This is a genomic window from Gemmatimonadota bacterium, assembly GCA_022560615.1.
In the GTDB taxonomy this organism is placed as follows: Bacteria; Gemmatimonadota; Gemmatimonadetes; order Longimicrobiales; family Gaopeijiaceae; genus UBA1138.
The window spans coordinates 1-25,738 of the sequence record JADFSR010000048.1; the positions used below are offsets into that span (position 1 = coordinate 1).

The 25,738-nt window shown below is 64.2% G+C and carries 18 protein-coding genes; 9 read left to right on the top strand and 9 right to left on the bottom strand.

All coding sequences use genetic code 11. From position 1 onward, the window contains the following. Nucleotides 1-194: 194 nt before the first annotated feature. Both IIB36_17905 and IIB36_17910 read left to right on the top strand, forming a co-directional pair. Entirely contained in the window at nt 195-2,669 is a 2,475-nt protein-coding gene (locus IIB36_17905; GenBank protein ID MCH7533615.1) for a sulfatase, read from the top strand. A gap of 206 nt (nt 2,670-2,875) precedes the next feature. Then, nucleotides 2,876-5,347: a sulfatase-like hydrolase/transferase gene (locus tag IIB36_17910; GenBank protein MCH7533616.1), complete on the top strand. Its 2,472-nt coding sequence runs from the start codon at nt 2,876-2,878 to the stop codon at nt 5,345-5,347. Between the two features lie 21 nt (nt 5,348-5,368). On the opposite strand, the gene IIB36_17915 is transcribed toward IIB36_17910, so the two are convergent. The 3 genes from IIB36_17915 to IIB36_17925 form a co-directional block, all read right to left on the bottom strand. Beyond that, the gene (locus IIB36_17915; GenBank protein ID MCH7533617.1) at nt 5,369-6,679 is read right to left on the bottom strand and encodes a metallophosphoesterase; all 1,311 of its coding nucleotides are present in this window, start codon (nt 6,677-6,679) and stop codon (nt 5,369-5,371) included. A 44-nt stretch (nt 6,680-6,723) separates the two neighbouring features. Beyond that, on the bottom strand, nt 6,724-8,460 hold the full coding sequence (locus IIB36_17920; GenBank protein ID MCH7533618.1) for a bifunctional sulfate adenylyltransferase/adenylylsulfate kinase: 1,737 nt from the start codon (nt 8,458-8,460) through the stop codon (nt 6,724-6,726). A 147-nt stretch (nt 8,461-8,607) separates the two neighbouring features. Continuing rightward, a complete protein-coding gene (locus IIB36_17925; GenBank protein MCH7533619.1) occupies nt 8,608-9,903 on the bottom strand; it encodes a hypothetical protein in 1,296 nt (431 codons plus the stop codon). A 203-nt stretch (nt 9,904-10,106) separates the two neighbouring features. Between IIB36_17925 and IIB36_17930 the strand changes: the two genes are divergently transcribed. Next, a complete protein-coding gene (locus IIB36_17930; protein MCH7533620.1) occupies nt 10,107-11,135 on the top strand; it encodes a cyclase family protein in 1,029 nt (342 codons plus the stop codon). Here the strand turns inward: IIB36_17930 and IIB36_17935 are convergent. The 3 genes from IIB36_17935 to IIB36_17945 form a co-directional block, all read right to left on the bottom strand. After that, nucleotides 11,132-13,384 carry a hypothetical protein gene (locus IIB36_17935; protein MCH7533621.1) on the bottom strand — a complete coding sequence of 751 codons (2,253 nt, stop codon included), beginning with the start codon at nt 13,382-13,384 and terminating at the stop codon, nt 11,132-11,134. The two genes, IIB36_17930 and IIB36_17935, sit on opposite strands and share 4 nt — an antisense overlap. Then, nucleotides 13,384-15,258 carry a CHRD domain-containing protein gene (locus IIB36_17940; protein ID MCH7533622.1) on the bottom strand — a complete coding sequence of 625 codons (1,875 nt, stop codon included), beginning with the start codon at nt 15,256-15,258 and terminating at the stop codon, nt 13,384-13,386. The genes IIB36_17935 and IIB36_17940 overlap by 1 nt, the downstream gene beginning before the upstream one ends. Nucleotides 15,259-15,594: 336 nt before the next feature. Then, the gene (locus IIB36_17945; protein MCH7533623.1) at nt 15,595-16,056 is read right to left on the bottom strand and encodes a hypothetical protein; all 462 of its coding nucleotides are present in this window, start codon (nt 16,054-16,056) and stop codon (nt 15,595-15,597) included. A gap of 300 nt (nt 16,057-16,356) precedes the next feature. On the opposite strand from IIB36_17945, the gene IIB36_17950 reads away from it, so the two are divergent. The 3 genes from IIB36_17950 to IIB36_17960 all read left to right on the top strand — a co-directional run bounded on the left by IIB36_17950 (nt 16,357) and on the right by IIB36_17960 (nt 20,467). Beyond that, complete coding sequence (locus tag IIB36_17950; protein ID MCH7533624.1) at nt 16,357-18,894, top strand: zinc-dependent metalloprotease; 2,538 nt, start codon at nt 16,357-16,359, stop codon at nt 18,892-18,894. Between the two features lie 109 nt (nt 18,895-19,003). Further along, entirely contained in the window at nt 19,004-19,636 is a 633-nt protein-coding gene (locus IIB36_17955) for a DUF1326 domain-containing protein (GenBank protein ID MCH7533625.1), read from the top strand. Between the two features lie 15 nt (nt 19,637-19,651). After that, a complete protein-coding gene (locus IIB36_17960) occupies nt 19,652-20,467 on the top strand; it encodes a DUF2182 domain-containing protein (protein ID MCH7533626.1) in 816 nt (271 codons plus the stop codon). 118 nt (nt 20,468-20,585) lie between these two features. Here IIB36_17960 and IIB36_17965 read toward each other — a convergent pair whose 3' ends face one another. Together IIB36_17965 and IIB36_17970 are read right to left on the bottom strand one after the other, a co-directional pair. Next, a complete protein-coding gene (locus IIB36_17965; GenBank protein ID MCH7533627.1) occupies nt 20,586-20,777 on the bottom strand; it encodes a hypothetical protein in 192 nt (63 codons plus the stop codon). Next, the gene (locus IIB36_17970) at nt 20,759-21,103 is read right to left on the bottom strand and encodes a DUF3024 domain-containing protein (GenBank protein ID MCH7533628.1); all 345 of its coding nucleotides are present in this window, start codon (nt 21,101-21,103) and stop codon (nt 20,759-20,761) included. The genes IIB36_17965 and IIB36_17970 overlap by 19 nt, the downstream gene beginning before the upstream one ends. Before the next feature lie 414 nt (nt 21,104-21,517). Here IIB36_17970 and IIB36_17975 point away from each other — a divergent pair, with 414 nt between their 5' ends. From IIB36_17975 to IIB36_17985, 3 genes are all read left to right on the top strand, one after another. Further along, nucleotides 21,518-22,138: a hypothetical protein gene (locus IIB36_17975; protein MCH7533629.1), complete on the top strand. Its 621-nt coding sequence runs from the start codon at nt 21,518-21,520 to the stop codon at nt 22,136-22,138. A 337-nt stretch (nt 22,139-22,475) separates the two neighbouring features. After that, a complete protein-coding gene (locus IIB36_17980) occupies nt 22,476-23,498 on the top strand; it encodes an adenylate/guanylate cyclase domain-containing protein (GenBank protein MCH7533630.1) in 1,023 nt (340 codons plus the stop codon). 301 nt (nt 23,499-23,799) lie between these two features. Then, complete coding sequence (locus IIB36_17985) at nt 23,800-24,465, top strand: hypothetical protein (protein ID MCH7533631.1); 666 nt, start codon at nt 23,800-23,802, stop codon at nt 24,463-24,465. A gap of 214 nt (nt 24,466-24,679) precedes the next feature. Here the strand turns inward: IIB36_17985 and IIB36_17990 are convergent. Further along, nucleotides 24,680-25,738: CapA family protein (locus tag IIB36_17990; GenBank protein MCH7533632.1), on the bottom strand; the 1,059-nt coding region annotated here is incomplete at its 5' end.

The window sequence follows — 25,738 nt, forward strand, 5'->3', positions numbered from 1 at the left end:
CTGAACGCAGCCCTAGAAGGCCGCTACGCCATCGAGCGTGAGCTAGGCGAGGGCGGTATGGCGTGAAAGGTGCGTGCCATCTATGATCGGAGCTTGAACAAATGGGGCCTCTCGGTCCCGCCGCCGCAGTAGACGCCCCGTAGGACGCCCGCCCGACGACGTGACCTCTAGGCTCTTGCCAGGAGGGCTCAGAAATGAACCGACGGAACCCCTCTCGTATCTTCCCGGCTACCGTGCTGGGCCTGACCCTCGTGAGCTGCTCTGGCTCCCCCTCCGGCTCCACGGTCCTGACGGCCGACATGCCGCTGCACCTCGAGCAACATCTCGAAGTTGCCACCATCGTGGGCTCCGAGGTGCCGGCAGACGTTCCGACCGTCTTGGAATGGCGCTTCGACGAGCCCCAAGAAGACTGGAAGCCGGTAGTCCCGTGGAACCCGACGATCGATCCGGTCGAGGTCACGCAGCTCGACGACGCGCTGCGAGTCACGCTGACGGACGGTACGAGGAATCCGAACGGCAACCCGCGGGGCGGCCTCGTTCTCGAGGTGCCCGATTGGAACTACGAGGATCTGGCGCACCTCGTGGTGCGTGCTCGCACCTCCGATGCTGTCAGCGCCTTCTTCATCGGCTTCAACAGGCGAGAGGGGACCGGTACGGATACGAGCGACTCCAATCCATTCGAGCATGGAGGCGATGCGGTCCCTGTTGTACGCGACGGTACGGTGCAGACCTACCGGGCACGGCTGGATTTTTTCGGGGGGAATCCGCCACCGGAGGGACGGATTCGGCAGATCGCCCTGTGGTTCGCGGCCAGCGATCCGGCCAGCATCGACATCCTTTCCATCACACTGACCACGAAGGTGGCCAACTATGCCGACGCGGGTGCGGCCTCGCGCACGGAGATCCGTAACCGGATTTATCGGCAGGCTCTGTATACGCACACGCCGGGTAGCGTGGAGTATCGGGTGAAGATTCCGGAAGGTGGTCGGCTGGACTTCGCCATGGGGGTCTTGCGGGAAGATGTGCCCGTGACTTTCCGCGTCACGGTGATCCCTGATGGTGCCGGGGGTGACGATCCGACCACGCTGTTCGAGGAGCAATACGCGGTCAAGGAGGGCTGGGGTCAACGTTCGGTGGATCTGGCCGACTTTGCCGGCCAGACGGTGACGCTCGGCCTCGAGGCCGAATCTGAGGACGAAGGGCGAGTCGCTTTATGGGGAGCGCCTACCGTGACGGGCGCCGGGCAACCGCCTCTTCCCAACGTCATCTTCTACGTCTTCGACGGCGGTGCAGCGGACTACATGAGCGTTTACGGCTACAACCGTCGCACGACCCCGACCCTGGAGCGGCTGGCCCAGGAAGGCGTCGTGTTCGAGCGAGCGTACAGCAATTCCTCCTGGACCTTGCCCTCGACGGCCTCGTTCATGACTTCCCTACACACGAGTGTGATGGGGAGCTTGAGCGAAGCCGACGTCAACCCTGTGCCTGCCGAGGCCGTGACCATGGCCGAGCACATGCACCGGGCCGGCTACCAGACCGCTGTGTTCACGGGGAACCCCAACGCCGGGACCTTGAGTGGTCTCCAGCGCGGCGTCGATCTGTTTCGGGAGGACTGGGAGGACTTCTCGTACTTCGGTGGGAATAATCACAAGGAGTCCTCGAAGTACCTCCATGAGGGATTCTGGAGCTGGCGGGAAGCCTATCCCAGCCAGCCATTCTGGGCGCACTTCCAGACCACAGACACGCATGGGGACTTTCCGGCTCCGCCACCGTTTGGCGGGCTCTTTGTCACTGCGGAAGAGGCGGAGAGCCTTACGGAGTCGCGTGAGCGCCTGAGGGAGTTTGGCATCGTTGGGCATAATCCCTATTCTCCCGCCTGGGATTCTACGGGGATCAGCCGGACGGCGTTCTACTCTGTGGCCAAGGGCCTGTACGACGAAGCGATGGCCCACAACGACTATCGGCTCGGGCAGCTCATCGACCGGCTGAAGGCTGAAGGGGAGTGGGAGAATACGCTGTTGATCATCGGGGGCGATCACAGCATACGGGCGGCGATAGGTGGCGATGTGGGCCTCGAGCTCAACGACTCGCTGCCTCCCTTTTGGAGCTGGCCGATCCTCCGGCCCACTGTCACCAGGGTGCCCCTCATATTCGTATGGCCGGGCCACATCGAGGGGGGGCAGCGGATAGCCCATCCCGTATCGATGATCGACGTGCTCCCCACCCTTCTCGACCTGCTGGAGCTGCCCCCTGCCGAGATCGCACAGGGGCAGTCGCTGGCTCCTCTGATGTTGGGTCGAGAGGGATGGGAGCCGCGACCGGTGATCTTCGACGAGTTCTTGGTCGATCGCGAGACCGGGGAGCTGTCGGGGTTGATCGAAGTGGTGGACGGTCGTTGGGGCGCTTCGCTTCAGATCAACCCCGACCCGGAGACGCCGGAGCCGCGCCGCCGTCCCTCCCCTCTGTTGCTCTACGACCTGTGGAACGATCCGATGGCTCTGTGGAGCCTGCACGAGGAACGGCCCGACCTCGTCCAGAAGTACACCGCCTTCCTGGAGGAGCAGTTCGAGGCCCACATGGCCCTGGCGCAGTACTTCACGCCATCAGGTGAGGTCGCGCTGACCCCGGAGCAGCTGCGAACGCTACGCTCGCTCGGGTACATCCGGTGACGGGGAAGGGCTAGAAGAGATTCAGGCTGGCTTGACGGCGAATTCGTGGATCATCCGGGCCTCCTTCTCATATCGTCATCGCGCGGGCTAGCACACCAGCACCCCCGTTGGCGCATCGAGCAACTTTCGCGCATGATAGACCTGGGCGCCGAGCCGCCGGGGCCACCCGACCCATGGCTCGCGCCTCGCCAACTGGAGGACCCGCGATGACCTTCGGTCGCGCCGCCTCTCGAATCTTCCCGGCTACCGTGCTGAGCCTGACCCTCGTGAGCTGCTCAGGCTCGCCATCCGGCTCCACGGTCCTGACAGCCGATCTGCCGCTCCACCTGGAGCAGCACTTGGACGCTGCCACCATCGTGGGCTCCGAGGTGCCGGCGGACGTTCCGACCGTCATGGAATGGCACTTCGACGAGCCCCAAGAAGACTGGAAGCCGGTAGTCCCCTGGAACCCGACGATCGATCCGGTCGAGGTCACGCAGCTCGACGACGCGCTGCGAGTCACGCTGACGGACGGTACGAGGAATCCGAACAACGGCAACCCCCAGGGCGGCCTCGTTCTCGAGGTGCCCGATTGGAACTACGAGGATCTGGCGCACCTCGTGGTGCGTGCTCGCACCTCCGATGATGTCAGGAACTTCCGCATCCTCTTCAATCGACGCGAAGGGACCGGGACGGATACAGACTTCCCCGATCCATTTGAGTATTGGGGCGAGGGGGTCCCTGTTGTAAGCGACGGTACGGTGCAGACCTACCGGGCGCGGCTGGATTTCTTTGGGGGGAATCCGCCACCGGAGGAACCGATTCGGCAGATCGGCCTGTGGTTCGCGGCCAGCGATCTGGCCAGCATCGACATCCTTTCCATCACGCTGATCCCGAAGGTGGCCAACTATGCCGACGCGGGCGCGGCCTCGCGCACGGAAATCCGCAACCGGATCTATCGGCAGGCTGTGTATACGCACACGCCGGGGCGCGTGGAGTATCGGGTGAAGATCCCGGAGGCCGGCCGGCTCGACTTTGCGATGGGTGTCTTGCGCGAAGATGTGCCCGTGACTTTCCGGCTCACGGTGATCCCTGATGGTGCCGAGGGTGGTGAACCGACTACGGTGTTCGAGGAGCACTATGCGGACAAGAAGGCCTGGGGCCAGCGCTCGGTGGATCTGGCCGACTTTGCGGGCCAGACCGTGACGCTCGGCCTCGAGGGCGAATCCGAGGCCGAAGGGAGAGTCGCTTTATGGGGAGCGCCGACCGTGACGGGCGGCGGGCAGTCGCCTCTTCCCAACGTCATCTTCTACGTCTTCGACGGCGGTGCGGCGGACTACATGAGCGTTTACGGCTACAACCGTCGCACGACCCCGACGCTGGAGCGGCTGGCCGCGGAAGGCGTCGTCTTCGAGCGAGCGTACAGCAATTCCTCCTGGACCCTGTCCTCGACGGCCTCCTTTATGACTTCCCTACAGACGAGCGTGACGAAGAGCTCGATAGGCGGCGTCAACCCTGTGCCTACCGAGGCCGTGACCATGGCCGAGCACATGCACCGGGCCGGCTACCAGACCGCGGTGTTCACGGGGAACCCCAACGCCGGGACTTTGAGCGATCTCCAGCGCGGCGTCGATTTGTTCCGGGAGGACTGGGAGGACTTCTCTTACTTCGGTGAAAACAACCATAAGGAGTCCTCGAAGTACCTCCACGAGGGATTCTGGAGCTGGCGAGAGGACTATCCCAGCCAGCCGTTTTGGGCGCACTTCCAGACCACTGACACCCATGGGGACTTTCCGGCTCCGCCACCCTTCGGCGGGCTCTTTGTCACAGCGGATGAGTGGGAGAGTTGGAATGAATCGAACCAGCGGCTAGGTGAGTTTGGCGGGCGTGACCCCTATTCTTCCGCCTGGGATTCTACGGGGATCAGCCGGACGGCATTCTACTCTGTGGCGAAGGGCCTGTACGACGAGTCGATGGCCCACAACGACTATCAGCTAGGGCGCCTCGTCGACCGACTGAAGGCTGAAGGGGAGTGGGAGAATACCTTGTTGATCATCGGGGGCGATCACAGCATCGGTGCGGCTTTCACTGACATGGGCCTCGCGCTCAGCGACTCGCTGCCTCCGCGATGGAGCCAGCCGATGCTCCGGCCCACGATCTCCAGGGTGCCTCTCATGTTCGTGTGGCCGGGCCACATCGAGGGGGGACAGCGGATAGCCCATCCCGTATCGATGATCGACGTGCTCCCGACCCTGCTCGACCTGCTGGGGCTCCCCGCTGCCGAGATCGCACAAGGGCAGTCGCTGGCTCCTCTGATGTTGGGTCGAGAGGGATGGGAACCGCGGCCGGTGATCCTCGACGAGTTCTATTACAGTTTCCCGACCGGCGAGCTGGGCGGCGCGATCGAGGTGGTGGACGGCCGCTGGGGCGCTTCGCTGGAGATCAACCCAGACCCGGCTTATACGGCGGGGCCGCGACGTCGTCCCTCCCCACTGCTGCTTTATGACCTCTGGAACGATCCGATGGCTCTGTGGAGCCTGCACGAGGAAAGGCCAGACCTCGTCCGGAAGTACACCGCCTTCCTGGAGGAGCAGTACGAGGCCCACCTGGCTCTGTCTCAGTACTTCACGCCATCCGGTGAGGTCGAGCTGACCCCGGAGCAGCTGCGCACGCTACGCTCGCTCGGCTACATCCGGTGACGGGGAAGCGCTAGAAGAGATTCACGCTGGCTCGACGGCGAATTCGTGGATCACCTGTCCCGCCTGATTCACGAACTCGACGGTCGCCTGCTCCGGGCGTACGGTGAGGCGCCCGTGTCCTGAATCCGGCCAGTACCTCCGGTACCCTGTGACCTCACGGCCGAACTTCCACGGAGCTCCACAGCTACCTGGGAGCGCGTAGTGGATGCCGTCCACGACCTCGTCCAGGAAGACGTGATCGTGTCCGAAGAAGAAGATCTGGACCCCGAATTCGCGCATCATCTCATGCACCAGGCGCTGTTCACCGACCATGGCCGCTCTCGGCCCGCCTCGACCGTACAGCGTCTCGAAGTGGGTGGCCGCGTTGCCCCCAACCGGGTGGTGGATGCAGACGAACTTGAATGGGTGGTCGGAGGTGGCGAGCACGCTCTCGAGCCACGAGAATTGGGCAGCGCCGAGCGTCCAATCCTCCATGAGCGCGACGTCGTCCATCGGTGACGACCGCGGCCCCGACGGCACCGAGTACGACTGGACGTTCAGCACCACGAACAGCGCGGGTCCCCAATCGAACGCGTAGTAGTCTTCATTCGCACTGCCGCCCTGGGGGTAGGTGAGGTCGTCGGGGTTGGGCGCGAAGCGTCGGCGGACGGCGGCCATCAGGGCCGCGCTCTCCGCGGGGACCTTGCCGGACTCGCCTTCCCAGTTCCCGATCAGGCCGAAGTGCGGACACGACATCGACAGCGGCGCGATGTGACGTCGGTACATCGTGTAGGCATAAGTCGCCCCGAGATCATCGTACTGTGGGAAGTCCCGTGAAGTAGCCCACGCGACGTTGTCTCCCAGCGCGATCACGAAGTCCGGCCGGTCCCTTCGAACATTGCGGACGACGTCGTCGAGTACCCTGACCGGGACAGATCCCTCGACAAAGGAACCGGTATGCGGATCGGCAGTGAGAGCCGCCGTGAACGCGACCTCACCCACGCGCTGAGTCGTGAACCGTCCCGTAGCGACCGACGCGAGATCGTCTCCGGGCACGGCCATGAGGATCCGGTACTCGTAACCCGTACCGGCCGCCAGGTCGTCTGCGGTCCAGGTGACGAATTCACCGGCCAACGCGTCCCGATCCGCCCCGGCCGACCGCCACTCTCCGAGTCCGAGCGGCTTGATCTCGAGCCGTGCGGTGGCGTCCGCGGGACCGTTTCGAACGCTCACCAGAATCGACTCGGTCGTCGGCCTGGCCAGGAAAGGTAGGAGCGAGAGCGTCGGGACGGACTGGCCGCCGGCCGCGTATCGAGGGAGCCCCAAGGCTGCCGCGCCCGTGAGCCCCGCCAAGAAGGACCTCCGCGAAAGATCTCCTGCCACTAATCGCCTCCGTCTCAGCGCGTACCTCCGATGTAGCCTTCCTTCTCCAGGTGCAGAACGATACCGTGTGCCGCCTCCTCTGGGCTGACGTCCGTCGTGTCGATCACGACTTCGGCGTCCGTGGGCTCCTCGTAGGGATCGGATATGCCGGTGAACTCCTTGATGATGCCCGCGCGTGCCTTTGCGTAGAGGCCTTTGCGGTCCCGTTGCTCGCACACGTCGAGCGGCGTGGCGACGTGGACCAGAATGAAGCCGCCGCCCGGCTCGACCGTCGCGCGCACTTCCTGCCGCACCGCCTCGTAGGGCGCGATCGGCGCACAGACGGCGATGCCGCCGTTCTTGGTGACCTCGCTCGCCACGAAGCCGATGCGGCGGATGTTGATGTCACGGTGCTCCTTGGAGAAGCCCAACTCGCTGGAGAGGTTCTTGCGCACCAGGTCGCCATCCAGGAGCGTGACCGGCCGGCCGCCCATTTCCAGCAGCTTGACCATCAACGCGTTGGCGATCGTGCTCTTGCCTGAACCTGAGAGCCCGGTGAAGAAGACGGTGAAGCCCTGTCGATGCCGCGGTGGGGAGGACTTGCGCAGCTCCGCCTCCACGTCCGGGAACGTGAACCAGGACGGCAGCTCGATGCCGAGCTGGAGCCGGCGCCGTTGCTCCGTGCCGGAGATGTTGATTGTCTCCGCGCCATCGGGTACCTCATCCACCGGGTAGTACGTGTCATGCTCCGGGGCGTATACCATGAGCTTGAACGGCACCATCGCGATGCCGAGCTCCTCCTCGTGCTTCTGGAGCAACTCCTGGGCGTCGTAGGGACCGTAGAACGGCGTGCCCTTTGCGTCGCTTCCGGGGCCCGCGTGGTCACGGCCGACGATCAGGTGCGTGCACCCGTGGTTCTTCCTGATGATCGCGTGCCACACGGCCTCCCTCGGCCCCCCCATACGCATCGCCAGAGGAAGAAGCGCGAGCATGACCGTGTTCTTCGGGTACGTCGGCAGGAGCGCCTGATAGCAGCGCACACGCGTGTAGTGGTCCACGTCGCCGGGCTTCGTCATCCCCACCACAGGGTGGATGAGCAGGCTCGCCTCGACCTCTTTGGCGGCCCGGAGCGTCAGCTCCTGGTGCGCCCGGTGCATGGGGTTGCGCGTCTGGAACGCCACGACCTTCCGCCATCCGAGCTTGGTGAAGTGCGCCCGCATCTCGGCGGGCGTCAGGCGCAGCATCGCGAAGTCGTAATGGATCGGAGGCTGGAGGCCCTCCACGCGCCCACCCAAATAGACCGGGTGGGACTGTTCGAGCAGGTAGCGGGCGCCCGGATGCTCCTCGATGGCTGCCCCAGTCGCGCTTCCGAGGATCGCCTCTGCCTCCCGGCGGAGGTCCGGGCTCCAGATGTCCTCAACGTGGAGTGCCGCGAGCATCATTCCTTCGGGATCCCGCAGCGCAAGCGTGTCCCCCTTCTGGAGCGTCTCCGCCAACTCCTCCGTCACGTCGAGCGTGATGGGTATGGGCCAAAGCGTGCCGTCTGTGAGGCGCATTTGCTTGACGACCCCTTCGTAGCTCTCGCGGTCCATGAAGCCCTCGAGAGGCGAGAAGGCCCCGTTCAGCAGGAGCTCGAGGTCGCAGATCTGGCGCTCGGTGAGGTCCCAGGACGGCCAATCCCGCGAGGTCTCCCTCAGCTCTTGGGCGCGGGCGTCGGACACAATGAGGTTGCGCAGCACGCCACCGTGGGGCGTGATGAGATGATCTGGCATCGGATGTCGAGGGGTGGGGTGAAAGCGGGGGGAGAATGGCTCAGGCAAAATAGCGACAGCGCGGAGCTGGAGGCCAGAGGCCCTCAAATGAGAAAACCCCGCCCGGTCGAACCGGGCGGGGCCTTCACTAGGGAGTTGGCTAGCGCGTCAGTAGATGATGCGAAGCTCCCGGAAGTCATCCCACTCGACCTCGTACGTGCGGCCGTTGTCCTGGATGATGATGCCCCGGTTGCCGTCGTCGACATCGTTGGACCCATCGAGATTGAACTCGCGACCGTCCCTGAGCGTCACGGTCGCGCCTCGGTTGGACTTCACGATCCGGTCGATGTTGCTGAACTCGATCTTGAACTCGATGTCCCGGATGTCGCCGTCCAGCATCTCCCAGGTGTACGCCTCGTCGTCGTCCCAACGGATCTCGCCGGTGATCTCCTCACCGCTTTCCGTGACGACCGTGCCCTGGATGCGTCGACCACCGTCGAAATCGACGAACTCGTTCTCGTCGTTGGTGCCGTGGAAGACGACTCGGTCGAACTCGTGCCAGCGGAGCTTGACCTGACCCAACGCGGGGTCGGAGACGGAGATGCCGCTGATCGACGAGTTGACGTCGTTGGATCCGTCGAGAATGAACTCGTCGCCGTTCTTGAGCGTCACTAGCGAAGCCCGCGAGCTGAAGCGCTCGATCGACTCGATCGAGCCGAACGGGATCCTCTGGCGATGGCCGTCGAGGTCGCCGTCGAGTATGTCGGTGGTGTAGATCTCGTCGACGTCCCACGTCACGAAGCCCGTGAACTCCATGCCACTGCGCGTGGTCATCGTACCGTACAGCCGCGCCTCGTTCGGCTTGTGCGCCGAAGGAACAGGCAGGAAGTCGATGATGTCGAGGTCGCGCCAGGAGAACTCGTAGCTGCCGCCGTCCGGCTGATCGACGATCAGCGCCCGCAGGCCGGTCCCGAGATCCGACGCACGGCTGTTGAGCTGGAGCTGCTCGCCCGACTTCAGCGTGAAGAGCGCTGAATGATCGTTCAGAACCTCAATGCTGCTCACGTGCCCAAAACGAATGCCCGAGATGTTCTCGCCGCCGCGGCCGTTCGGCTTCATGGCGTCGAGAAAGTCGGTCCACGAGCCCTCGTTCCTGTCCCAACGGATGAAGCCGGTGTACTCGCGGCCGCTCCTGCTGGTAACGGTTCCGTAGATGCGGTTGATGCCCACGAGCGGAGCGACGATCTCGACCTCTACGAACTCGATCGGCTCCGGTGCGGCGGGGACCTCGGGGACCACGGGAAGGGTGTGCACGGGCGCGATAACTCGGACCGTGATCTCCCGCGGCTCTTGCCTCGTGCCGGCGAAGAGGAGCCCCGCGGTAATGAGCACGGCCACCACGGCCGAGCCTCCAACCAATCCCAGATTCTTGGCGTCCTCTTGCAGCCCCGGTTCCTTCATCATTCCTCGATCCTCCCCTCCGCGGTGGCCAACGACCCGACTTCTATTCATGAGACGCGGCTACTGCCAGAAAGGTTGCGACGGACCGACTCCGGCCCTTCCTTGCTCCCTCTCCGGGGCCCGTCTACTCTGCGCGGTCACCGGATTGCTTGCCCTCGGCGAGCACCGGACTCGCCGACTCGGGCTCATCACGTGGAGGTGTTGCCATGCGGACATTGCGGAGCGCTCTGTCACGGATCCTCGGCCTGACGACCGGAATCCTGACGACCGGAATCCTGGTCGCCGGGGGAACTGCCTCGAGTGCAACGGAAGCGCTCTACGCGCAACAGCGTCCAGAGGTGACGAGCGAGACGATCGAGCAATGGATGGTGGAGCTCTCCAATCGAGGGCGCTGGGGAGCCGCCGATGAGCTCGGCACCCTCAACCTGATCACGCCCGAGCATCGAGTGAGCGCGGCCGGGCTCGTGACTGAGGGGCTCTCCGTGTCCCTTTCGCACGACTACCTGAAGGAGGCCGCGGAAGACGCGACGTCGCCTTTCGGGCACGAGCTCCTCGGATCCCCCCAATCCGGATTCCTGAGCGACCGATACACGATCGCCTATCATGGCTATGCCCACAGCCACATGGACGCCCTCTGTCATTATTCCTCCGAGGGCTTGATGTACAACGGGATCTCGCGGGAGACCGTCGACCTGGTCGAGGGTTGCGTGAGGCTGGGGATCACGAACGCGAAGCAAGGGATCGTGACCCGAGGGATCTTGATGGACATCGCCCGCCTGAAGGGGCTCGACTACCTCGAGCCCGGCACGCCCATCTACGTGGACGACCTGGAGGCGTGGGAGGCGGAGGCGGGGATCACGGTCGGCCCGGGGGACGTCGTGTTCGTCCGGGGCGGACGGTGGGCCCGGCGTGCCCAGGAGGGACCCTGGGCGACCGGGCGGCTGGCCGCAGGCCTGCACGCGTCGGTCGCTCCGTGGCTGAGGGAACGTGGAGTGGCGATGCTGGGCAGCGACTATACGAATGACGTGTATCCGTCCGGCGTGGAGGGAGTTGCCCAGCCCATCCACCTGCTCACGCTCGTGACGATGGGGTTGTGGCTCTTCGATAACCTCGATCTGGAGGCTCTGGCCGAGGCCGCGGCGGACCAAGGGCGTTGGGAGTTCATGTTCGTCGCCGCTCCGCTGGCCGTGCCCGGGGGCACCGGCTCGCCCCTCAATCCCCTGGCGATCTTCTAGCGAAGTCGCACGGCGGGGCCGACCGTTGGCTCGAAGCGATTCACGGGCGACGGCCCGAACGAGAGCCATGTCCGGGGGGTCACGGTCTGGCCGACGCCCGGCTTCGACCAGTCACACACGCCGTTCGCGAAGGTCGTGCCCAACCTGGCCCACTCGGCCTCGGTGAACTCCACCTCGTAGTCCGCCGCGTCCAGCGGCTTGAGTTGGCACTTGAGCACGTCGTTCGTCAGAGGTCCTCCGGCGATCATTCGCGGGCCGGCGTGCGGGGGGTAGAGAGAGTTGCAGAGCCCCCGAGGGTTCTCATAGAGATGATGCGGGTAAAAGATCTGCGGTTCGAGGATCTGACTGCCGTACTCATCCCAGCAGCTGTCCACGAGCAGGTGTGGTTTCGCGCGCACGACCTTCTCCGGAATCGGATCGGTCGATTCGTCGAGTGCGAGGTTGGTCAGCCACTCGTCCATCATCGCTAGGTTGTCCGAGGCGAGCGCCCGCCCGCCCGCCCCTCTTCGCTGCAAGACGTAGTTGTCCGCGTGACCGTTGTCCCTCCGCAGCCGCTCGCGCATCGCGAAGGAGTAGTAGCTCGTGTGGAAGTTCCCCGTGAGATCGACGTAAGACCGCTCGTCGATGATCGGGGTGACGGCGAGGCCGCCGGCCCCGCTGGTCACTCGACCCGTCTCGTAGGCGGCGCGCACGACCTCCGGATCCGACTCGGCTCGCTCGGGTCGCCACTGGAAGTCGATGTCCCACCCCCCGATCCGCTCGTTCAGATCGAGGAAGAGATCCTTGCCGATCAGCCCTTCGTTCAGCGCCTCGAGTCCATACTGAACGCCGGTGTTGTCGTGCGGGCTCCTCCCGAATTCGACGACGGGTGTCGGCGTGATCTCGTCATACTGCTTCGTGCCGAAGACGCTCCGCATGCCGTCGTAGATCGAGCAGCGAACGCCGGTCGGGTTCTCGATCGCGTGATACCGCGCGTCCTCCGGAATCGTCGCGGGGCAGTCGTCCGGTCCGATGCGATTCGGTCTGGAGCCGAGTGAGTCGTCGCACGTTCCCCAGGTCGCCCACGCGCCGATCACCCGCTTGGTTTCTTCGTGCAAAGGACGGTCGTTCAGATACCGACGTAGGAGGAGCCGGCACTCAGGGGTGTCGATGAAATAGGTGATCGCGTCGGGGAACGTCAGCGTCGGCATGATGCCGTCCAGGATGCCTGGATAGGCGCCCGCGATCAGGAGCTGCTGCATCGCGCCGCCAGATCCGCCCGACCCTATGGTGTGCACAGGTGGGCCGTATACCTCCGCGAACCTCTCCTTCACCATCATCGCGGTCTCGGCCGACAGGGGGTCGTTGCAGCCGCCCTGCGCGCTCACGTTCAGCGTAGAGGAAGCAACGGCGTATCCCGCGCCGAGCATATCCTCCCGCAGCACCCTACCCGTCGAGGTGCCCTGGAAGAAGCCCGCCTCACAGCCCCCCCCGAACGTGTATACCAGCCTGCCGTTCCAGCCGGAGGGTGGGTTCCACGGATCCGGGTCGGGGTTCGCCGGATCGACCAGCGTCGCGGTCTGGTAGATCGCGCGGTTGATCGTCCCCGTCTCCAGTCGGACCACGAACGGTACGGTCTTGCCTTCGGAAGTGGTGGTCTCTGCTACGTCTGACGGAAGCGACGTGGGATCGGCGAGCGCCTGGAACTCGGCGTCTTCACCAGTAGGTCGGTAGACGAAGTCGACTCGGGTCTCCAGAGAGCAGTTCGCGCCGTGTCCACTGCCATCGAGAAACTCTCCGTTTCCGACTGCGAAGCGGCGCGGTGCGCCGTTCGCCGCAGGCAGGTCGTCGAGGCAGAAGTAGGGCTCGAGATGGTCTCCGGAGAAAATGGGGCCCGTGATCGGGTAGTTGGTCACGGTGAGCGACGCAGCAGGCGCGCCGTCGACCGTCACCACAACCTCGTTCTCTCCGACATCGAGGCCCTTGAGAAGCACCAGGAGCGCGTGCTGATCGCGGCCCACGCGGTCGGGCGGCGCGGGCGCCGAGACGGCATCGGCTTCGGTCCCGTCTACGGAGATCGAGATCGCGGCGAGGTCTATGCCTGGCACTGCGTCGATCCGGAGCAAAGTCTCGCCACCGCTCACGTACTGAGGAGGGGTCGGAACCGTGGAGATCGTCACGTCACCGGACTCTTGGTCTGTCCCGCCGCACGCGGTGGCCACGACTAGGACGGCGGCTATCGCAACCGACTCGAGGGCGGGGAAGTTCACTACCGAGCCTCGCCCTGGAGTGGCACGCGGACCGCGCCCTGAGGGGCGGCGCGCGTGAGCACCTGCAGATAGAGCTCGGACGCTTTGAACGCGGCCCGATCAACAGCGCCGAGCGACAGCTCGCCCGACTGGGCGATGCGAAGCGATTCCATGAGCCGGTGGACCACCGGTCCCGGGCTGTCGACGGATCCGCGATGGAGGTACACACCCAGGGCCTCGGGGGCGGTCACGCCCGCTACCTCGAGGTCGTAGGCCAACATCCCGGTCGACCAGTCGAAGGCCAATCGACCAGTGAGGCGAACGCTGCCTTCACTCGCGATCCGGTGCACCACGGGTGGCGGCGCCCGAGCGTCCACGAGCGGCGGCGTGAAGTCCGGAGCGCGGCGTGGTGAAGCCGCCTGCTCGTAGGCGTACGCGAGGGATAGCAGCCGCGCATCGGTGAGCGGGAGCCCCATCATCTCCAGGCCCACCGGGACGCCGTCGCTCGTGAAGCCCGCTGGCAGGCTCAGCGCCGGGAAGCCGGACGAGGCGCTGAGCTGACAATTCGATCCGCGTTGGCGATCGCCGATCCGGGCGGCCTTGCGACGAATCGTGGGGTACACGAGCGCGTCCAAGTCCTCATCCTCGATGGCCTGGCGCAGCGCCTCCCGCACCGACGCCTGTTTCGCCAGCGCGGCGCGATACTCGTCGGAATCGCGGCTCTCGACCCGATTCCGGCGTCGGAAGCTCGATTCCAGCGCGGCGTGGTACAGGCCCCGTTCCAGAACGTCGTCCAGCGAACGGACGTCTGCCTGCGGCGTCGCTGCCAGGTAGTCCATGAAGTCGAACTTGAACTCGAACCCGATCACGCTCGATCCCGTCGCCAATGTATCGAGGCCGTCGATCGTGACGTCGATGACCGTGGCGCCGAGCTCCCCCATGCGCTCCAACGCGGCGCGTACAATGCCGCCGCTCTCCCTGTCCTCCGCGGCGTCGCCGAAGGACGACGTGAGAACGCCGAGTCGGGCGCCGCGCAAGGCACTTGGATCGAGCGATGCCACGAACCGTGGAAGCTCTAGGCCATCGAGGATTCCGGTTGCCGGATCGGCTGGATCCGGACCGACCGTCGCGTCGAGGCCGATAGCGAGGTCCGTGACGCTGCGCGCCAACGGCCCACCCACGTCCTGTGTGTGCGACAGCGGAATGATGCCGTCGATGCTCGAAAGCCCCTTCGTAGGTCGCAGACCGAACAGGTTGTTGTGCGCCGACGGAATACGGATCGACCCACAGGTGTCGCTGCCCCACCCGATCGCCGCGAAGCTGGCCGCGACCGCGGCTCCCGTGCCACCGCTGGAGCCTCCGGGGTTCCGCGTCGGATCGTACGGGTTCCGTGTCTGCCCACCGAGCCCGCTGATGCTCGTGATCCCCATCGCCAGCTCGTGAAGATTGGACTTGCCGAGGATCACCGCTCCGGCCTCGCGCAGCTTCCGGACCTGGAACGCATCGTCCGGCGGAGTCGAGGCCGCGAGCGCCACCGATGCGCCGGTCGTCGGCATGTCGAACGTGTCGTAGTTGTCCTTGAGAATGATGGGGATCCCGTGGAGTGGACCCCGTACGTTCCCGAGCGCTCGTTCGCGATCACGCGATGCAGCCTCTTCTCTCGCCCGCGGGTTCAGCATGATCATGGCGTTGAGAGCAGGGCCCTGCTGGCCGTATGCGGCGATCCGGGCGAGATATGCGTCGACCAGCCCGACCGACGTGACGGTGCCGGCGGCCAGCGCGGCCTGCAGCTCCGTGATGCTCGCCTCGTGCACCTCGATCTGCGAAGTGGCCGGAGTCGGCAGCGCCAATGCAAGCAGGAGCAGGCTCACCGCCAGATGCTCAGGCGGCTGCATGCTCGCGTGGTAGCGTCGGGGTCGCGTGGTCATTGGCACAACATGGAGATGCGTCGACGTGCTCGCGAGAGGCCCGGTAGGCGGGCGCACGTTGCCCGAAGACGCGTCGAGAGGGAAGGTTGCGCGATCGTTCCACCAACGCAGGGGGTAGGGTGAGGACTCTCAGTGGCGCCGTGCTCTTCGCGGCCGTGTCGACCCTGCTCGTCGCCTCTGAGGCGCGGCTGCTGCTGAAGCGCGACGCGGAAGCGATCGTGAGGCACGCGGAGGAAAGCTTGGTCGGGCGTTAGGGTGTTACACGGTCGACACAAAAGGACGCCATCGTCATGGTGCTACTCCTCACCGAATGAGCAGCTGCACGTCCGCCTCGAGCGCCGCGAGAAGGCGCACCATCTGATCCAGCGTCTTGCCGTAGTTCGTCGGATCGACGAGGCGATAGATCTGCGCGGGGGAAGTTCCGAGACGACGACTCAACGCACGGATCCCGATCGGGCTATGCTCCAACCGCGACTTTGCCTCACACGAGAGCTCGTAGAGCATCTCGTCCACGAGGTACGACGGATCACGATTGTACCGAAGGATGTGATCGGAAAGCACGACCCCTTCGGAGCCGGAAGCCAGGAAGTAGACAAATCCCGTGAAGCCCAGTTCAGGATCGACTTCGACTCGTACGACCGGGTCCTCGCGAGTGGGCGCAGGGCAGCATTGCGGATAGGGGTACTCCATTGGCGTCGCGCCCTCGATCTCAACCGCGAAGGCCTGCTTGTGGGCGTTACTGACGACCGCTGAGAGGGCCTTCACAAGCGGTGATCTCCGATCCATCGGATAAACACATAGCCTCCTCGGCGAATCCGGGGACTCAATGGATCGCCGCAATAAACGTTATCGTCACTGATAACGCTTTACAAGTAAGCCGGCGCATGTATCATGGTCGGCTCCTTGCCAGGGCGCGCCCATGGCCGGTCGAGCCACTCACCGATCCGTGCCATCGCCTCCCTCCATCGAGCTCAAAATCCGCGCGGCATTGCGCGCCACTCGCGCTGCGTGGGATGTTCGCCGCATAGCACCCACTCCCGGACCGTTCCAACCGAGGTGACCCTGATGTCTCTTCCGATCCTTCGCCGCACCGCCGCCGGCCTACCCCGCCTACTTACCGTCCTGGCCCTCGGCGCCATGGCCTCCGCCGCTATCGCCGCTCCGGCGTCTTCGCAGACCGACTCTCTGCCGAGCATCGAAGAAAAGACCGCCGGTACCGACGCGATGGAGGGCTTCTTCAACCTCTACTGGGACGACGGGAGCGGCACGCTCTACTGGGAGATCGCGGAGCTCGACACCGAGTTTCTGTATCAGATCTCGATGGGGTCGGGCCTCGGCAGCAACCCGGTCGGCATCGATCGGGGTCAGCTCCGGGGTACGCACGTGCTCGCTGCCAAGCGCATCGGACCTCGCGTGCTACTGATCGAGCCCAACTACCGGTTCCTGGCCCGCAGCGACAATGCGACCGAGGTGCAGGCGGTCCGTGACGCGTTTGCGCCTTCGGTGCTCTGGGGCTTCGACATCGTCGCCCAGACCGGCGAGCGCGTGCTCGTGGACGCCACGGACTTCTTCCTGCGTGACGCGCGAGGCGTCGTGGAGCAGATCGCACAGCGGAACCAGGGCAGCTTCACGCTCGACCGCTCACGCAGCGCGCTGTATCTGCCAGCCACACGGTCGTTCCCGGAGAACACCGAGGTGGAGGCGATGCTCACGTTCACGAGCAGTGAGCCGGGCGGTCTCGTGCGGGGCGTAGCGGCGAACGGTGGCGCGATCACGCTCCGACAACATCACTCCTTCATCAAGCTGCCCGACGACGGATACCGCACTCGTACGGCCGACCCACGGGTGGGCGTGAACGGGCCCACGGTGTACGACTACGCCACCCCGATCGACGAGGACACGCGTCTTCGCTGGGTCGCGCGCCATCGCCTCGAGAAGAGCGATCCGGGTGCCGCGACGTCAGAGGCCGTCGAGCCGATCGTCTACTACGTGGACCCCGGCACGCCGGAGCCAGTGCGCAGCGCGCTGATCGAGGGCGCGAGTTGGTGGAACACCGCTTTCGAGGCGGCCGGCTTCATCGACGCGTTCCAGGTCGAGGTACTGCCTCCCGGCATCGATCCGCAGGACATCCGCTACAACATGATCCACTGGACGCACAGGCGGACCCGCGGATACTCGTACGGGAATACCGTCATCGATCCGCGCACCGGCGAGATCGTGCGCGGCGTGGTGAACCTGGGCAGCCTGCGGCTCAGGCAGGACTACATGCTCGGCCAGGGCATGGTGCCCCCGTTCTCGGGGGGCATCACGTCTCCGGGCGCTGGCGGTTACTTCGACTTCGCCGGCGCGCCGAACTTCGAGTACCTGGCGCAGGTCGCCCCCGGCTCCGACGCCGTCGAAATGGCGCTCGCGCGCGTGCGCCAACTCTCGGCTCACGAGGTCGGCCATACGCTCGGCTTCCCGCACAACTACATGGCGAGCTCCTACGGGCGAGAGAGCGTGATGGACTATCCTGCGCCCCTCGTCCAGATCGACAGCAACGGAGACCTCGACCTGTCCGACGCGTACGTCCAGCGTATCGGCAGGTACGATGAACTCTCGGTGAACTGGCTCTACCGTGAGTTCCCCGACGGGACCGATGAGGTGCAGGCGCTCGCCCAGATCGCGCAGCAGGGCGTGGAGGAGGGCCTCATCTACATGGGGCATACGAACAACAACTTCATCGGTGCCGGCCATCAGTACGCGAGCGTCTGGGACAACGGGTCGAACCTGGTCGACCATCTCAAGCTCGAGATCCGCGTGCGCGAGATTGGGCTGGAGCGCTTCGGCACGGACGCCATCCGCCCCGGAGAGCCGCTCTCGAACCTGGAGTACGTGCTGCTGCCGCTGTACATGCACCACCGTTTCCAGCTCCGGTCCGCGGTGCAGAGCCTCGGAGGTGCAGACTACCGCTACGCGCTGAAGGGGGACGGCCAGACACCCTTCGAGATCGTGCCGGGCGAGGAGCAGCGAGACGCGCTCGAGACGGTGCTGTCGACGCTCACCGTCGACTTCTTGGCGCTGTCGGAGGACATCGTGTCGATGATCCCGCCACCGGCCTTCCGGTACGCGGAGGGCGAGGCGTTTCCGGGGCGGACCGAGCAACTCTTCGATCCGTTGGGCGCAGCCGAGGCTGCGGCGAGCTTCACCGTGGGTGAGATCCTCCAGCCCCAGCGTATGGCCCGGCTCGTCACGTTCGGCAGCATGGGGGACTACCCCGATCTGGAGGAGGTCGCCGATCGCCTCATCGAGGTCACATGGGACGCCCCTACCCCCACTGACGAGTACCGGTGGCAGGTGCTCCACGTGGCCCAACGCGCGGTCGCCGACCAGATGATGCAGCAGGCGAGCATGGAGGGAAACTCCGCCGAGGTCAGGGCCGTTCTATCCGACCGCCTCGACCGCCTCGCTGAGCGCCTCGAGGGCCTCGCGTCACGCTCGCCCCATGAGCGGCTTGTCGGTGCGGACATCCGGCGCTGGCAGGCGCGCATCGAGAACACCGTTCCGGGGCCGACCTTGGCGATGCCCGCGGGCGATCCGATCGGGGGGAGCAGCCGGAACTGACCATTGAAGACGTACCTCACGATCCAATTCGACAGGTAGACCCTCGTAGGCTATTGATACAGCCTTGACTCATGAAATAGCGCATACGCACACCAAGAGAGAGGGATCGATGGCCAGTCAGTGGATGATTCGCGGGGTCGAGTACGGGAACTGCAACTGCGACTACGGGTGTCCCTGCCAATTCAATTCTCCTACGACTCACGGCAATTGTGAGGGCGTCCTCGGCGGTCACATCGAGGAGGGCAACCACGGCGATACACGGCTGGATGGGTTGGATTTCGCGATGATGTTCTGGTGGCCGGGAGAGGTAGCAGAGGGGAATGGCAGGCAGCAAGTCGTCATCGACGAACGGGCCGATGATGCTCAGCGCGAGGCACTACGCAGGATTCTTCACGGGGAGGACACCACGCCGGGGGCGACTCATTTCTCAGTCTACAACAGCATGATGGCCGAAGTGCTGGAAACTCTGTACGCACCGATCGAACTCGAGATCGACGTCGACGCGCGCACGGCTCACTTGAGTGTGGCCGGGGTGGTGGAGTCGACGGGCTCCCCCATCATCGATCCGCACAGCGGGGAGTCCCAGCGTGCGCGTATCAATCTGCCCAATGGCTTCGAGTTCACGGTTGCGGAGATGGGCTCTGCGTCGTCCAAGTTGACCGGCGGCATTGAGCTGGAGCTCACCGACAGCTACGGCCAGTTCAATATCCTTCATATGAATCAGGATGGAGTGATCCGGTAGCGGGGTTTCGAGAGGATGGGGGTGTCGGCCTCTCCCCCCCTCGGGCGCGCATGGCGAGCCCTCCCGAGGCGTGACCTGCTAGGCGTATTTTCGGCGGTAGTTGGAGGAGCCACGCTCGCATGGGTCTATCTGTTCCGCGTCGCCGACGGGATGGCGGATTCATCCATGCCAATGGAGTCGGTCCGGATCCGCCCGTGGGAGGCGGCCGACTTCTTCCTGGTCATGCTGATGTGGTCGATCATGATGGTCGGGATGATGGTGCCGAGCGCCTTGCCCACTATCATGATCTACGCGGCCGTCGCCCGAAAAGCGGCGCGTGACCGGACGGTCGTCCCACGCACGCTCGTATTCGTCTCGGGATACCTCGCCCTGTGGACGCTATTTTGCGTGGTGGCGACCTTGGCTCAATGGGGCCTCGATCAAGCCGTCCTGTTGTCCCCCATGATGGTGACGACCAGCCCGGCGATAGGGTCCGGGCTTCTGATTGCCGCAGGCGTTTACCAGGTCACTCCCGTCAAGCGCGCCTGCCTGAACCATTGTCGGTCACCCGCACATTTCTTGTCCGAGCACTGGCGTGCCGGAAATGCGGGCGCGTTTCGGATGGGGATGGAGCATGGAGCTTTTTGCGTGGGGTGCTGTTGGGTGTTGATGGGGCTCCTCTTCGTAGGTGGTGTGATGAACCTGCTCTGGATCGCGGCCATCGCGACGTTCGTTCTTGCTGAGAAGGTGATTCCTCTACCTGATTCGCCGATGCCCGCACGGCTGACGGGTGGAGCCATGATTCTGGCTGGCTTGATCCTGGGGGTGACCTGGGCGGTGGGGGGCAGCTAGGATCGGTGGGGTGGCCCTACTCGTCACCGAGCTCCCGCCGAAGCTCTTCGAGTAGGTCGAGCAGATTCTCACGACCGGGGACGAGCGCAAACTCGGCAACCCAGCGGCGGAGGTAGTCTCAATCCAACTCGAGCCCCTTGCGCCTAACCACCCCCCCGGCGTCCTCGATGTCGCGGGGGCGTCCTGCGAAGAGCTTGTGGATGATCAGATCTTCCGCAGTCGCGAAAGGCACGATCGCCCCCCCGACCTCGACGGGTTGGGCCCGAGAGATGGCCTCTGCTTCGTAGCTAGCTAGCCCCAGAAAATGCACGTCGGGTCCTCGTCTACTTCCTTCAGCAGACGCCTGAACGGAAGCCAATCCCCGATGAGATCATAACGATGCCAGATCTGGTTTCGGTCACTCCAGTAGAGGACCCACTCGCCCCTTCCGACGAAGTACCGAAACCGAGCGATGTCCATCGACGTCCATTCTCCCGATCCGCGCCAGTTGGGACGACGTTCAAAGAGATATACGACGTTGCCCTCGAAACGGAACCCCAACTCGATTTGGTCCCGAACATGTGGGGGGATGCGCGTCTCGCAGAACTGGGATAGGAGCCATGATGCGCTGTTCTTCTCGGTTTCCGAGATCGGCATCGACGCCTGGGGTTTAGGGGAAGGAGTGGACTCGCGGACGGTACTCGGGGAAAAGGGATATCGACAAGTGGTAGGTCTGGGAAAGTGTCCGTGCGCGCTCCGCAATACGACAACTGACGACGACGGGGCGTCCCCGCACACGCATGGTGACGGAACCTTCTCGGCAACCATCTCCCGCGCGCTCTCTAACGTCTCGCGATTCTACTGCGCGGCCAATCTGGTCACCGAGCGCGGCACGCGCGAGCCACCAGTTCCACCCGCGACTGTAGCAATCGTTTGTTAGGCGGCAACGATTCCCCGAGGACTAGGTTCGATCAGAGGCGCGCCAACGTCGTGATTGAGGCGGCCGCTCAGCATTGCCGGATCCCCACTCGACGCCCACCATGGGAAGATCCGGGGCAGGGAGCGTCGGGAATGAATGGAGATGTCGAAATGATGAGTGGTCGCCGCAACAGACTGCTGGTTACCGTGACGGTATTGATCCTCTCAGCCGGGATCGCCGCCTGTTCGGGCGAGCCACAGGCCAGCCCCGGAGATGCGAGCGAGCCTCTCCTTGCCGAGACGCCTAATGAGCACGCGGCCGCCGAGAGTATAGGGTCTGAACGCAGCGGTGACGACGCCAGGTCTGAGGCAGAGGGCGAGCACAGTGAAGGCCGGGAAGCGAGAGAAAGTGGCGAGCATCGGGAGCGCGCGGGAGGGGGTGAGCACGAGGAGGACGGAGAGGGTGAAGGCGAGGAGTCCGGTGTGTACATCGGGCGCGGAGACGCATGGGACGTCACGCGTCGCGGTGCGAGGTTGGTGCTAGCGTTCGACCCTGCGTCACACGTGTTCATAGGAAGGATCGAGAATACGACCGAGTCGATGCTTTGCGCCGTCCGAGTCGAAGTTCATCTCGCCAACGGCAAAGAGCTCGGCCCAACGGAGCGGACCAACATGCGAGCAGGTGAGTCCATGGAGATTGAGTTGCCCGCCGGGGAAGAAGCGTTCGAGAGCTGGACAGCACACCCAGAGGTCTCGCGCTGCTCAAACGAGTAACGGAGCAAGTCACAGCGGAAGCCGAACCTAGGCCGGTTGCCGCCTAAACGTCTCGCGATTCTGCGCGGCCAGCATGCCGATCCGAAGTACGAGCCGCAAGGCGAGTGCTCCGGACCCGCTACGCCATTCCGCGACAGCAGCAATCGCTTGTTATGAAACTTGGCACCTAGTTTGCTCGCACACGAGCCTCAACAAGACTGCTGGTCGTCATCAACAGCGACTTCGGTGACGTCTTCTTACTAGACTCCGTTCCTTTTCTACTCCCCGCTAGCGAGGGGCCAGCCTCCTCGGTAGGGTTCCCGACGCTGTGGTCCTCCATACCCAACCTAGGTAGTCCATGAGCCCAAGAACGGCAAACCGCCTGCGCAGCGCTGTTCCCGTCGTGGTCACGTTTGTACTTGTGTCGATCACCTGGGATTTCGTTTCTTCGTACTTACGGCCTGAGATGGGAGGCCCCGTACCGGCCACCGCAACTCTCATCGGCGTCCTCATCGCCATCCCGTTGATCCTCTTGGAGTCGTCGAAGTTCGAGGAGCGGTTCCGCCGCTTGTCCTTTCCAGCCGCTGTGCTTCTGAAGACTGTGACCTACGTCGGCGCACTAACAGTGATCTTCCTAGGCGTGGGCTTGCTGGTCGGGTGGATGAAAGGCCTCACGATGCAGGACTTTCGCGATTCCCTGCCCGGTGGTTTTGCCGCGATCACCGCCTCCTTTGTGCTCTACCTCGTGATCATATTCCTACGCCAGCTCGACAGCCTGTTGGGGCCCGGCGTGCTACTCCGATTCGTCACGGGGAGATACCATCAGCCGCGGAGGGAGCGCCGGATCTTCATGTTCGTGGACATCGAAGGCTCCACGGAGCTGTCGAGGAATCTCTCCATGGAGCACTACTACGGACTGGTCAACGACTTCTTCCGAGATGTCGCGGGGCCCGTCCAGGACTCGCGAGGCGAGATCTACGAGTACGTGGGCGACGAGGTTGTAATCTCGTGGGAGTACGACACCGGGATACGTAACGCCAACTGCATACGAGCCTTCTTCGAAATCGAAAAAGTCGTGTGGAGACACAGTGGTCAGTACCTGAGTCGCTATGGAGCGGTACCTGCATTCAAGGCGGGCCTGCACGAGGGCGAGGTGATCGCGGCCGAAATGGGAGGCTTGAAAAAAGTGATCGCGTTCAACGGGGAGGTGCTGAACGTCACCGCACGAATTCAGGGGGAGTGCAATCGACTCGGGCGGCGGCTCCTCGCGTCCCGACAGCTCGTAGACCAGATGACGATTCCCCAGAACGTTACGGCCACGGCGATGGGGACGATCGACCTGCGCGGTGCAGGTCCGGCCGAGATCGTGGCACTGGGCTAGCCCTCGCCCGCCCGATCGGCCCCAGCGCCCACATACAGGGCTGCACTGCCTCAGAGCCGGTGACGTTGGAGGCTTTCTAACGGATCGCAATTCTGCTGCGCCGCCAGCCTGCTAACAAGCGCAGCGTACCCACTACTTCTTCGGCGTCTGCAGCAATTGCTTGTTAGAAAATAACCGCCAGGAATGTCCTTCTCGCCATTGCTCCCTATCGAGCCACGTCGCGTGGGGGTTGATAGAGCCTGAGTGTACCTTGTCCTCAATCACTGCTCAGCCGACACCGACCCACCCAGACACTTCCGCCATGCGCCTCGTCCACACTGCATCGATCCCCGGCGAGTGTGGCGAGCTCGGGCTCTACCAACGAGGTGCAGACTACTTCATCAAGATCGTGGGCGGCCAGGATCTGATGAACACACGATCGCATGCGTCAGAGGACGCATTGGGGGTGATCGCATGCAAGGGCCTACGGGAGAAGCCCGTGGCTCGTATTCTTATCAGTGGGCTTGGGATGGGCTTCACGTTGGCAGCGGCGCTGAAGACACTGGCCGCCGACGCTGAGGTCGTGGTCGCTGAGATCGTGCCTGGGGTGGTGGAGTGGAACCGTGGTGTTCTGGGTTCGTTCGCGGAGCGACCATTGGACGACGCTCGTACGCAGCTCCACATAGTCGATGTGACGGTGCTCCTCCAGAAGGAGCGCGCTGGGTTTGATGCGGTCGTTCTGGACGTTGACAACGGGCCCGACGGGCTGACTCGGGCGTCGAATCAGTGGTTGTACTCGAAGGCGGGGCTAGCCATCATGTTCAGGGCTCTCCGACCGGGTGGTACATTGGCGATATGGTCGGCAGGGCCAGACAAGGCGTTCACCAGACGGCTTCGTGTGGCGGACTTTGTGGTCGAGGAGGCCGCTGTACGCGCACATGCGGGAAAGGGTGCGCGGCATGTGATTTGGATAGCGCGCCGGAGCTAGGATCCAACGCCCGTTGGCATCGGTGGCTAGGGGCGGAAGACAGAGCTTGTGGGCTCGTCCCCTCATGCCTTCAGTTGCTTTCTAACGGCTCGCGATTCTGCTGCCGGACCACAATGCTTGTACAGATCGCGAGCTGCAAGGCGAGTGATCTGGATCTGCATCTCTACTCCGGACTGCAGCAATCGCTTGTTAGAGCGCGTCGGGGTAGGACCAGCTAGTTCCCGGAATCGATCAGGAGGGTCGCTCGAGAGTCACTGATCGTGAGGTCAGTGCCGTACTCAGCCGAGAGGTCCTGTAATCGAAGGAGGATCGCGTCGGCCAATGGGCCGCTAGCAAGCTCAGCGAGGCCGCGACGAGAAAGGAATTCGAGGTCGTCGTAGTCGTCGCGGTACGTCTCCCCTTCATCCAGATCGAGGGGGATGAAGTCGATTCGCTCGACCCGTCCCGCCCGGATAACGACCTCTGCGATCAATCCCTCCCAGGGCCGGTGTTCGTCATAGCCCCCGATCTCTGGATTCAGGCCCTGGTACGCAAAGCCGCCGAGCTGACGCAGCAATGGTTTGCCCTTGTACAGCTCGACGCCATCGAACGCCCGGTGCCCATGGCCCACGTACATAGACGCTCCGGCATCCAGCACGGCATGGGCGAAGTCGGTCTGCCACTCGGCTACGTCCTCAACCCAGAGGTGCCCGTCGCCAGTTGAGTCCCCCGGAGACACGTCGCTGAATTCGTCGACGTCGAGTTGGAAATGCTGGTAGTAGATGACGAAGTCGGCGTTCGCAGTCGCTTCGCGAACAGCGGCGAGATTCCGATCCCAATCCTCTTGCCGTCCGGTCCACACCCCGTTCACTGCGTGCCCGATGGCGCGTCGCTCGTCGTGGCTCGTCGTAGCAGCCACCAGGGCGATCGTGAAGTCGTCCACAGTTAGATAGCCGGGAGCGGACGCCGTGGAGATGTCCGGGCCGGTCCCTGCGTACGCCACGTCATGTGCCGAGGCAGCGGCCTGCGTCGCGGCCACGCCACAATCTCCCAGATCCCATGCGTGGTTATTGGAAAGCGACATGAGGTTGAATCCGAGATCGGACAGGAAGCCCATCACCTCGGGCATCACCGCGTGTGGTCCCCCGGAATTGCCCTGTCGGTCCTCCGAGCTCAGCCTGGGAGTTCCGAATGAGACTTCGTAGTCGGAGGGCACGCCGCATCGGTCCACTTCGGACAGGACCGCCATCTCGAAATTCGTGAATGCGATATCGGCCCGATCGAGGATTGGACG

Bases quoted from the DNA above. Each gene is read 5' to 3' on its own strand.
- IIB36_17925 (MCH7533619.1), bottom strand. From the start codon at position 9,903: ATGATGAAGGAACCGGGGCTGCAAGAGGACGCCAAGAATCTGGGATTG.
- IIB36_17980 (MCH7533630.1), top strand. From the start codon at position 22,476: ATGAGCCCAAGAACGGCAAACCGCCTGCGCAGCGCTGTTCCCGTCGTG.
- IIB36_17970 (MCH7533628.1), bottom strand. From the start codon at position 21,103: ATGCCGATCTCGGAAACCGAGAAGAACAGCGCATCATGGCTCCTATCC.
- IIB36_17910 (MCH7533616.1), top strand. From the start codon at position 2,876: ATGACCTTCGGTCGCGCCGCCTCTCGAATCTTCCCGGCTACCGTGCTG.
- IIB36_17920 (MCH7533618.1), bottom strand. From the start codon at position 8,460: ATGCCAGATCATCTCATCACGCCCCACGGTGGCGTGCTGCGCAACCTC.
- IIB36_17955 (MCH7533625.1), top strand. From the start codon at position 19,004: ATGGCCAGTCAGTGGATGATTCGCGGGGTCGAGTACGGGAACTGCAAC.
- IIB36_17930 (MCH7533620.1), top strand. From the start codon at position 10,107: ATGCGGACATTGCGGAGCGCTCTGTCACGGATCCTCGGCCTGACGACC.
- IIB36_17950 (MCH7533624.1), top strand. From the start codon at position 16,357: ATGTCTCTTCCGATCCTTCGCCGCACCGCCGCCGGCCTACCCCGCCTA.
- IIB36_17940 (MCH7533622.1), bottom strand. From the start codon at position 15,258: ATGCAGCCGCCTGAGCATCTGGCGGTGAGCCTGCTCCTGCTTGCATTG.
- IIB36_17905 (MCH7533615.1), top strand. From the start codon at position 195: ATGAACCGACGGAACCCCTCTCGTATCTTCCCGGCTACCGTGCTGGGC.
- IIB36_17985 (MCH7533631.1), top strand. From the start codon at position 23,800: ATGCGCCTCGTCCACACTGCATCGATCCCCGGCGAGTGTGGCGAGCTC.
- IIB36_17960 (MCH7533626.1), top strand. From the start codon at position 19,652: ATGGGGGTGTCGGCCTCTCCCCCCCTCGGGCGCGCATGGCGAGCCCTC.
- IIB36_17975 (MCH7533629.1), top strand. From the start codon at position 21,518: ATGAATGGAGATGTCGAAATGATGAGTGGTCGCCGCAACAGACTGCTG.